The following is a 10,743-nucleotide window of genomic DNA, read 5'->3' as shown; positions in this document are numbered from 1 at the left end:
TTTTGGCTGCATAATGGAAACACTGGTTAGCTTAGAATACAAGCCCTGTATGACTTATGGACTGGTTTTATGCCGGTCCATTTTTTTTAGGCCATAGAGCGAGCCCCTCTGGGTTATACAGAACTTTTCACTGTCCAGTTACCTAGAGCCAGCCTTTTAATCGGATTGACTCTCTCTATCTCTGGTAAGAGAGAGTCAATCCTTGATGCAGAAAGAGTTCTAGCGGTTGTATGCGATCTCGAATACACCGAAAAACCCATTAAATCTCCCATTGTTCGTATAATTGTGCCGGAAAGCTCTATCTAACGAGGTGGGATTTTACTACTTTGGGAATGGGACAAACCCGGGATGCAGAGTTAATAATAGAACTATAAGAGACAAAAACATTCAGGAATTCATATCAAGGAAAAATCGATATGTTTATTTTATCAAGCTTATTAACTCAGTCGAAAACTACTTCTAAACTAGGGTTGCATGATGTCCTGCTTCCCATCCGCAACTGGATCGATCGCATTGAAATTAAGAATCCTCAGCAGGCAAAACAGTTGTGCCAGCTAATTCCGGCGCAATGTCCATTTGAACGGGATATCCAACTATTTGGACGGACTTTATTTCATATTCCGCCCCTGTGTAAGCTCAATCCCTTTTATGAGCAACTGGTATTTCTGCGGTTTCGGGCGTTATGTTTCCTCGCCGATGAATGTGGTGAAGATGTCACGGCCTATTGTTAATCCTTCTCCCCTAATCTTTGACTTCCTAAGACTTCTATCCCTTCAGGTTCAGGCCATCACTCGGGTAACTCCGTACATTTACTCAGATTAAAATCCGGTTTCTCTAAGCCGAACCCCTAGGGACGGTTTCTACGACTCAAGCTAGATTGACCGATGCGTTACATTTTGTTACAGTAGATGTAATGAGAGGCAAAACACTGCATCTCAATTGTTAATAAATGACGGAGCCAATATGAACGGCAACATTCGCATCGGCAACTTATTCGGAATTCCTTTTTATGTAAACCCCTCGTGGTTTTTAGTGCTGGCTTTAGTGACCTTTAGTTATGGCGGAGGGCTGGCCTCTCAATTTCCAGCAATGGGGTTAATATTCCCCTGGATCTTAGGATTGGTTGCAGCGTTGTTGCTGTTTGCTTCAGTCTTAGCCCATGAACTGGGACATAGTTTTGTAGCCATTCGTCAGGGAATTGAAGTTAAGTCTATCACTTTGTTTCTGTTCGGGGGATTGGCCAGTTTAGAACGGGAGTCCAAAACCCCGGGTGAGGCATTCTGGGTGGCGATCGCCGGACCGGCAGTGAGCTTGATGTTGTTTATCCTGTTTAGTGCAGTGGCCTTAACAACGCCAGTCAGTGGCCCAGTCGCTGCAATTCTGGGACTGTTGGCCTCGATCAACTTAATGTTAGCCCTGTTTAACCTCATTCCCGGTTTACCCCTCGATGGTGGGAACATCCTCAAATCCCTCGTCTGGAAAATTACCGGCAACCCCTATAAAGGTGTGATGTTTGCCGGACGAGTCGGCCAAGCACTCGGTTGGATTGCGGTCCTTCTCGGTGGGTTGTCCATCCTCGGACTCAGTAACATTGGTAGCTTCTGGACCTTGTTAATCGGGTTCTTCCTGGTGCAAAATGCGGGAACTGCGGCACAATCGGCCTCAATCCAAGATACCCTCTCTCACTACACCGCAGCGGATGCGGTCAACCCCAACAGTCCGATTGTCTCTGCGGAACTTTCTTTGCGTGAGTTTGCCAATGAGTATATTATCGGGAGCAAAACTCAATGGCGCAAGTTTTTAGTCACGGATGAAGCGGGATATTTAATCGGGTCGATCGCCGTGGATGATTTGAAACTGATTTCTACCTCAGACTGGCCGACTACCCAGGTGAAAGAACTGATGAAAGCAGTAGAATCCACGACTACCATCAAATCCAATGTCACCTTACTTGAGGCGATCGCCATTCTCGAAGACCGAGAACTCTCCGAGTTACCTGTGATTAACGATAATGGGGTATTAGTTGGACTCCTAGAAAAAGGTGAGATTATCCGGAAGCTGCAAAAACAAAAATCTAGCCAAACTAATCCGGCCTAATTCTTCATCGGCTCTTAGTTTAATCTAACTCCGACCCGGTTTCATAACAGAAACCGGGTTTTTTGGTGTCCCCGATCCGGTCCCTCAACCCGGCCCCACTTCAGCAGAATTTTAAGCGGAATTTTAAAGCAACGGACCCCTTTAACCGAGGGAACCTCTCCCTATCAAGGATTGGCGTCAATCGGTCCCGAACTTAAGGAATTTTAAGCAACCTGTTCATAGGAACTTAAGACCAAACTTAAGTAGGAATACTTAAGTTGCCAAAGGGGATATAATCTAGTAGAGTAAGAGAAGCGTAATAATAGACTTTTTGTTTAATTTAAACCCGGTATTAACAGCCCTCTAACATATAAAAAATGGGGTGGGGTTTTCCAGAATTAGGCCATCAGTCTGAGGAACATCAGGGTGCTAAACAGGGACAGATGAACAGCTAAGGAGGTCAAAGAGGATCGTGGGTTATTGGAGTGTTCCAGTCAAAGAATTAACAGGCAAACAGATTCAGTTGATCGTCACTGGATTGGTTGCCACCTTGATTGGCGCGCATCAACACCCCTTGTTGGCCCAAGGCATTGATCCGGCAAGGGATGGGACCGGGACCACGATTACCACCGATGGACCCCAAGTTAATATTCAGGGGGGACAACAGTCGGCAGATGGGGCAAATTTGTTCCATAGTTTTGACCGCTTCAATTTAGAGGCGGGACAAGTTGCGAATTTTCTCTCCAACCCGGCGATCGCTAACATTTTGGGGCGAGTTACTGGCGGCGATGCCTCTTATATTAATGGATTAATTCAAATTACCGGGGGCCAGTCTAATCTCTATTTAATGAATCCCGCTGGAATTGTCTTCGGGTCAAACGCGCAACTGAACGTTCCGGGCGACTTTTTAGCAACGACGGCCACCGGAATTGGGGTGGGAGAGGGGTGGTTTAATGCGATCGGGGAAAATAACTGGGCAAGTTTAGTGGGAACCCCATCGCAGTTTGCCTTTGGGTTAGAACAACCGGGAAGCATTGCCAATTTTGGGGAGTTAATCCTGCGATCGGGGAATCACTTAACGTTATTAGGCGGAAGCATTCTCAATTTGGGAACCCTTGCCGCGCCTGGGGGAACGATTACGATCGCCGCAGTCCCTGGTGAAAGTGTAGTGAGAATTTCCCAAGAAAATCATTTGCTGAGTTTAGAGGTGAGACCCCAGCAGACCCAACCGATTGAGGCGATCGCCCCCTTGTCTTTACCGGAATTGCTCGTCGGGGGGACTCTCACCCATGCCACCGGCGTGGAGGTCCAGGAAGATGGCACGATCGCCCTCACAGGTTCAGGAGTCACCGTTGCACCCCAACCCGGAGATGTCATCACCTCCGGGACTCTGGATGTCTCGGCAGAAGAAACCACCGGAGGACAAATCGCCCTCCTCGGCAACCGAGTCGGGGTGATTGAAGGAACCCTGGATGCCTCCGGGAGTGGTGGCGGAACCATTAGAATTGGCGGCGACTTTCAGGGACAGGGAACTATTCCCAATGCCACCCAAACCGTTGTGAGTGAAGGGTCAGAAATTGCTGCCGATGCCCTTGATGCCGGGGATGGCGGGACGGTGATTTTATGGGCCGATGATACCACCGAATTTGCCGGAAGTATCACCGCCCGAGGCAGTCAGGAAACCCCATCCGATGGGGGTTTTGTGGAAGTGTCCGGGAAAGAGACTCTCCTGTTTCGGGGAAATGTGGACTTGAGTGCAGTCCGGGGAACCGTGGGAAACCTGCTGCTGGACCCGGAAAATATCGAAATTGTGGCGAATGGGGGGACTCACAACAATAAACTGTTCTTGAATAGCACGATTTTATGGACGGATGATCCGGGCATAACCTATACAATTAGTGCAGGAACTTTAGAGGGGATTGTTGCAGATATCCGTTTGGAGGCGAGTAACGATATCATCATCGCCCCGGGGGTATCTCTGAACTTTGCCAATCCCGGAGGAACCCTGGTTGGGGCCAATCCCTTACAACTGGCCTTGATTGCGGATGCCAATAATAGCGGCAGTGGGGACTTTAGAATGGACCCGACTCAATCGATTGTCACTAAGGGTCGGAGTCTGACCATTTCCGGAGTGAATATTACCCTGGGAAATGTAGATGTGAGTGATATTAGTACGAACATCCTAGGTTTGGGACTGGTCGCCCGCAATGCGGGGAGTGTCAACCTCACCGCCACTGGGGGAGATATTGTCACCGGGAATATCATCGCCGAAGCGAATGACAATTTGCTGGGAGATTTGATTCAGCAAGGGGGTGGGAATATTACTCTATCCGCCCCCTTGGGACGAGTAGAAACGGGGATTCTCAGTACCGCTGCCTATATGGATGGGTTGGTGAAAGGGGATGGGGGTGTCATTGCGATCGCTGCTGGAACTGATATCCAAACCGGGAATATGAATACCCGCAGTAGTGGGGCCGATGGAGGTGCAATCACGTTAGATAGCGCCAGTGGTTCCATTCTGACTGAAAATATTGACTCTCGGTCCGATAACAATGCAGACGGGGGAAACATTCTCCTCACCGCAAATCAGGGCAACATTGAGACGGATAGAATTTGGTCCCGGTCTACCACAAATGGGACCCGTGGTGGCCGTATCGATTTATATGCACCCATTGGGACAATCTCAGTGGAGTCGATTCAAGGATATATTAATCCGATTAACATTGAGGGGGATTTACAGGTTAATCAGGACTTGACCATTGAACAGTACCTCGAACAAGGAGATATCAACCTGGAAGGGTCGGTCAATGGGGATGCCAGTTTGGTCCTCCAGACGGAACAGGGAATTGTCACAATTAATTCTGTGGTGGGGGAAGAGACGCCGTTAGTGGATTTAACGGTGAATGCGGGTCAGACAGCGATCGCCGAGAATATCACCACGACTAACACTCAAACTTATAATACCCCGATTAACGTTACCGGGGATGTAGAACTTACGGCCAATCGGATTCATTTTACCGATGTCGTTTCCGGGAATACTCACCTCACCTTACAACCCTTTGACCCGGCCCAAGACATGGCGATCGCCGGACCGGGTACGGGAAATCCCAACATTTTCCAACTCACCGCAACGGATTTGGGTTGGTTGCAACCGGGATTTGCCTCCCTGACTATTGGCCGAAATAACAGTAGTGGCAGGGTCACAGTTACGAATTCTCTCACCTTTAACGACCCTTTGCTGATTAGATCGCCCCAGGGTGGAGGTGCGATTTTTGCCCCGGATGGGATTGTCGGAAATGCCGCAGTCGCCCTCAATGCGGGGACCGAGATTCTCACCGGGGATATCATCGCCCCGGGGGGAATTGAACTCAATGCCGGGGAAAATATTACCACCGGACTTTTAAACGCCTCATCTGCTGGGGATGGCGGGGAGATTACAGTTGCCGCAGGGAACAATATTACCCCAGGAAATATTACCGCAGTCGGCAGTTCCGGGACTGGAGGGGCAGTCACCCTGACTGCGGGTGGAATCATCACCCCGGAAGATGAAATCATCACCAACAGCAATGGCATTCAAATCGAAGGCACCGTTATCCTGGACAGGGATACCACCGTGAATGCTGGAGGCGGTACTATTGATATCATCGGCGAGATTGATGGGGGGTATGATTTAACCCTGCAAACCGCCACGGGTACAATCAACCTAGAGGGGAATATTGGAGAAACTACCCCCTTAACTCTCTTAACCACCGATACCCCCACCACCTTATCGGGAAATGCGACTGCCACCCTCCTCGACTTCGGGGATAGTATCTTATTAAATGGCAATCTCCGCTTACGGGGAGAGGAAATAGACTTGGGCGGTCCGGTTTCGGGGACAGGTGAGATTACTTTAGAACCCTTCACCGCGAACCAATCTATTGCCTTGGGGTATGCAGAGAATAATACCCCCGCTTTAGACTTAACCGGAACCGAATTCAATCAATTCCAAAATGGATTTAATTCGATTACCATTGGACGAACCGATGGGACTGGCCCAATTGATTTGAATCAAGTTGCCATCAGCGACCCTCTGACCGTGCGATCGCAAACGGGTATGATTAATTTACATAATACAGTCCGAGGCACGGATAACGCTTCCCTAACCTTTTCTACCAACGCAGAAATTCAAATTCTCAATCCCGCCACGGTAGAAACGGCCAATGGAGAGATTACCTTTGATGGGGCCGTTAATGGCAATCAAGACTTAACGGTAACTGCCGGAAATAGCAGCATTAATTTTAATTCCAGCATTGGGGCCGTCACCCCTTTAAATGATATTACATTAACCGCTGACGACATCAATTTTGGCGGGACAATTCGGGGTGAAGGGAATTTAGTATTACAACCCTTTACTCCCAGTTTAGATATCAAACTTGGGGGAATCAATCTGGGAAATAATAATTCTGCCTTAACCCTGACGGCAACAGAACTCGACTTATTGCAAACCGGGTTTAACTCCATCATCATCGGACGGACAGATGGGACCGGAACCACGACCTTAGAAGCAGGTCGGGCCGAGGTAGAATTTAGAGATTCGCTGATTTTGCGGGGAAATACGGTAGAACTTGCCGGTGAGATTCGGGGGGAAAATGATTCCTCTATTACCTTTGAAGGGAACAGCATTATTTTAGAGGATGATACCGCAGTGGAATCGGTGCAGGGAGATATTACCTTTGCCGGAACCGTGACGGGCGATCGCGTCTTAACTCTGAATGCAGATAACGGCACCATTCATTTAGAAACTGCTAATTTAGCGGAACTCAATGCCACAGCAGTTGCAACAATTTTGGATGGAGATATTGTCACCACCCAGAGTAATGGAATTACCATTCAAAGCGACAATATTCAACTGAATCGAGATATCACCCTGGATACCTCTGCCGCCAATGGACAGATTAACCTGGGGGGAACCGTGAATGGTGCTCAGGAGTTGACCTTAAATAGCGGCACAGGTAACCTAGAAATAGAGAAGGCCATTGGGAATATCATTCCCCTGATTGGGTTAGAAATTCAGGCGGGGAATGTCACCGTCGATGCCCCGATCGCCGTAGAATTAGGCGGGATGACCATCGATGCCACGGGAACCGTTCGTCTCAACCAGGCGATCGCCACCGAAGGTAACACCCAAGTAACCGCAGTGGGGAATATCACTACCCGGGATCTTACGGCAAGCGCAATTACCCTAGAAAGTACATCCGGAACCCTCGCAGTCGGACCCTTAACCACCCAGGGAGACAATGGCGGGGCGATCGCCCTAAGTGCCAATACCGGCATCACTGGGGAAAACATCAATAGTAGCGGCAACCTCGGAACTGGGGGAAATCTCACCGTTAATACCACCACCGGGAATATTACCCTGGGAAATCTCAACACATCCGGCGTCACTGCTGGAGGTGAAGTGAGCATTGAAACCGGGAATAATATCACCATTGGGTCCGTGAATAGTCGCGCCACCGGGGGAAATGGGGGGAACATTGCCTTAACCGGAGGCAATGGCACTTTGGCCCCGGGAATCATTACCTCGGGAGACTTGAACTCCTCTGGTACAGGGGATGGAGGCACTATTCAAGTCCTCGCCGAAACCTCCATCTTTGCCGGGGCGATCGCCGCCACAGGAACTGCGGGGTCCGGAGGAAATGTCACCTTGGACCCAGAAGGGGATATCGAAGTGAGTTGGATTAATGCCGAAGGGGGAACAATCGGGGGAACCGTTGATATTACCACCGGGAGCAATTTCCGCGCTACCGGGACATTTACCGCAGCAAATGGACAACTAGCGAGTATTTCCACCATTGGCGGGACCGGGACTGGGGCGATTATTATTCGTCATGGCGGCGATGGGATTGTGCCGTTTGTCGTGGGAGATGCCAGCATTAATGGGACTGCCGGGGCCTTGCTTACGGGGACCGATGGGATCAGTAATGACTCGTTTTTATACACCTATACCCAAGGCAATATCGGAATTTACTCGGTTCCAGAACCCCCACCGGAACCGACACCGGAACCCGTACAGGAACCAACACCAGCGCCAACACCCGCGCCAACACCCGCACCAACACCCGCACCAACACCCGCACCAACACCTGCACCAACACCCGCGCCAACACCAACACCCGCGCCGGTAGAATCCTCTGCACCAACACCCGCGCCAACACCGACACCCGCGCCGGTAGAATCCTCTGCACCAACACCAGCGCCAACACCGACACCCGCGCCGGTAGAATCCTCTGCACCAACACCAGCGCCAACACCGGAACCCGCGCCGGTAGAATCCTCTGCACCAACACCAGCGCCAACACCGGAACCCGCGCCGGTAGAATCATCTACACCAACACCGATTCAAGTACCATCGGAAGCATCTCAACCCCTGCCTACACCAGAAATAAGAGGAAATATTCCGCAAGTCTCGATCGCCCCAATATCGCCGCAGGAATTACCCCCTAGTGAGGAATCTCTAGACCCGGAAGCAAATCAAGTCATCGGTCCTGAACCCGAACAGTCGCCGATTTCGGTCTCCCCAGAACCCACCCAACCCATAGAATTGCCCCAGTTATCCCCAAGTGAGGGAGTAACGGAACCCATCGAGGCAACTGCTGGGGAAGTTGTCACCAATCCTGAGGGAGAACTGCCTGCGATCGCACCGGATACTGAGACTGTGCCATTCCTGGAATCGCCACCGGAAGTCAGTGAGACATTGCCCGAACCTTTCTCTCAACCCACCGGGGAGACTGTGCCAGAACCTGGAGAAGCGGCGATCGCACCGTTATCCGAACCCATTGCCTCCGGTACACCGGGCGATCGGGTTTCTATCCCTAACCTCAACTACTCCCCTGGACAACCCCTAGAACCCCTCGGCGATCCGGGATGGATTTTGAATGAAATATTGACTGTTGATAGTTCAATTTGGTATCAATGGGCTCTGCTTCAAAATCCCAACTTATCGGATACCGACATCGCCAAAGGGAAGGAAATACTCGAATCCCTGAAACAAATGAAAGCAACCGTGGGAACTATCGTTCCCGGGTATGTTCAGATGGATCTGGCCTTGCTTCCTCACCAACAGGAACACCAATATAGTAGCCCAATTGCCCTCACCCTCAACCCGAATCATCAAGCATTGATTCAGGGGGAAAAAACGGAAGAGATTACCCTGTCTCTGGAACAGGCATTTGCAAATCAGAATACCGAAGAAATTCTCTGGGCGATCGAAGAGTCTCGGAATCAAGAATTCCAAGATTATCTTGGTGTGACGGCCAATTTGCCCTCCCAAAATCTTACCCTATTTAGCTTTCAAACGACCTTGAAAAACCTCAAGGCGCAAACGGGAAAACAGGCGGCCATTCTTTATGCCGTTTCTCGGGCCGATCGCTTGGAAATCATCTTAGTTCCTCCGGTGGGTAGTCCCATTCGCAAGACCATTTTTCAAGCAACTCCAGAAGTTTTGTTTCCCGTGGTCAATGAATTTCGATGGGAAATTACCGACCCGAGACGACAAAATATGAACAACTATTTTTCCTCGGCCAAACAACTGTATGATTGGATGATTGGACCCGTTGCTGAAGAATTAGAAAACTTAGAAATTGACACCCTCCTGTTTTCTTTGGATCCGAGATTACGCAGTTTACCCGTTGCCGCCTTGTTTGATGGAGAGCAATTTTTAATTGAACGGTATAGTTTGAGTTTAATTCCCAGTTTTAGTCTAACCGCCCAGAGCTATCTTCCCCTAGAAAATGCTCAGGTTTTGGCAATGGGTGCTTCCAAATTTACCCAGAAAGCGCCTTTACCAGCCGTGCCATTAGAGTTAACAACAATTGTGGAACAAACCGGGTCTCAGCAACTATTTTTAAATGAAGAGTTTACCCTAGAGAACTTGTTTCAATCCCATAAACAAAATAACTATAAAATTATTCATCTGGCGACTCATGCGGAATTTCAACCGGGCGATCGCACGAATTCTTATATTCAACTCTGGGACCGTCGGCTGAATTTAGATGAAATGACGACATTAGAGTTAGATATGCCGAAAGTGGAGTTATTAGTGCTCTCCGCTTGTCGAACCGCCCTCGGCGATCGCGAGGCAGAATTAGGGTTTGCCGGATTAGCGGTGCAAAGTGGCGTCAAAACAGCGATCGCCTCCCTGTGGTATGTCAACGATGAAGCCACCTTAGGACTGATGACCGAATTATACCATCATCTCAACCTCGTTCCCCTAAAAGCCGATGCCTTGCGTCAAGCACAACTCGCCATGCTACGCGGGGAAGTGAGAATAGAATCCGATCGCCTGATCCACTCCCAAGGGGAACTCAACCTGCCACCGGAATTGTCAGAACTAGGAGATTATCCCCTATCCCATCCCTACTATTGGTCCGGATTTACGGCGATCGGCAGTCCCTGGTAAACCCCATATTTAACATTAACCCCTAAATGTAGAGGCGATTCGCTTTCTCACCTCTACATTTACGGTATATTCTCAAAATCTTGCGTAAGGGTGTTCCAACAAATAAATCCTCCAAATCCCGATGGTTAAGCACCTAACTGTATGACGCCGCGCAGGCGGGCTTTGTCCGTGTAGCCCCAGGCTTAAGCCTGCGGGTTTTTTGGGTATTTTATTTTTTGGAGTTCCCT

The 10,743-nt window shown here is 49.5% G+C and carries 3 protein-coding genes; all 3 read left to right on the top strand.

All coding sequences use genetic code 11. The features are described from left to right. Positions 1 to 416 precede the first annotated feature (416 nt). The 3 genes from NG833_RS16770 (at position 417) to NG833_RS16760 (ending at position 10,516) form a co-directional block, all read left to right on the top strand. Entirely contained in the window at positions 417 to 731 is a 315-nt protein-coding gene (locus tag NG833_RS16770) for a Mo-dependent nitrogenase C-terminal domain-containing protein (RefSeq protein WP_254566433.1), read from the top strand. A 232-nt stretch (positions 732 to 963) separates the two neighbouring features. Continuing rightward, a complete protein-coding gene (locus tag NG833_RS16765; protein ID WP_254566432.1) occupies positions 964 to 2,097 on the top strand; it encodes a site-2 protease family protein in 1,134 nt (377 codons plus the stop codon). A 451-nt stretch (positions 2,098 to 2,548) separates the two neighbouring features. Then, positions 2,549 to 10,516, top strand: coding sequence for a CHAT domain-containing protein (locus NG833_RS16760; RefSeq protein WP_254566431.1), 7,968 nt, complete (start codon positions 2,549 to 2,551; stop codon positions 10,514 to 10,516). The last annotated feature ends 227 nt before the right edge of the window (positions 10,517 to 10,743 follow it).

This window comes from Oscillatoria sp. HE19RPO, assembly GCF_024220515.1.
In the GTDB taxonomy this organism is placed as follows: domain Bacteria; phylum Cyanobacteriota; class Cyanobacteriia; order Cyanobacteriales; family Laspinemataceae; genus Laspinema.
The sequence above is the reverse complement of the archived record's forward strand: the minus strand, read 5'-3'. Positions and strand labels throughout refer to the sequence as shown.

Bases quoted from the DNA above. Each gene is read 5' to 3' on its own strand.
- NG833_RS16770 (WP_254566433.1), top strand. From the start codon at position 417: ATGTTTATTTTATCAAGCTTATTAACTCAGTCGAAAACTACTTCTAAA.
- NG833_RS16765 (WP_254566432.1), top strand. From the start codon at position 964: ATGAACGGCAACATTCGCATCGGCAACTTATTCGGAATTCCTTTTTAT.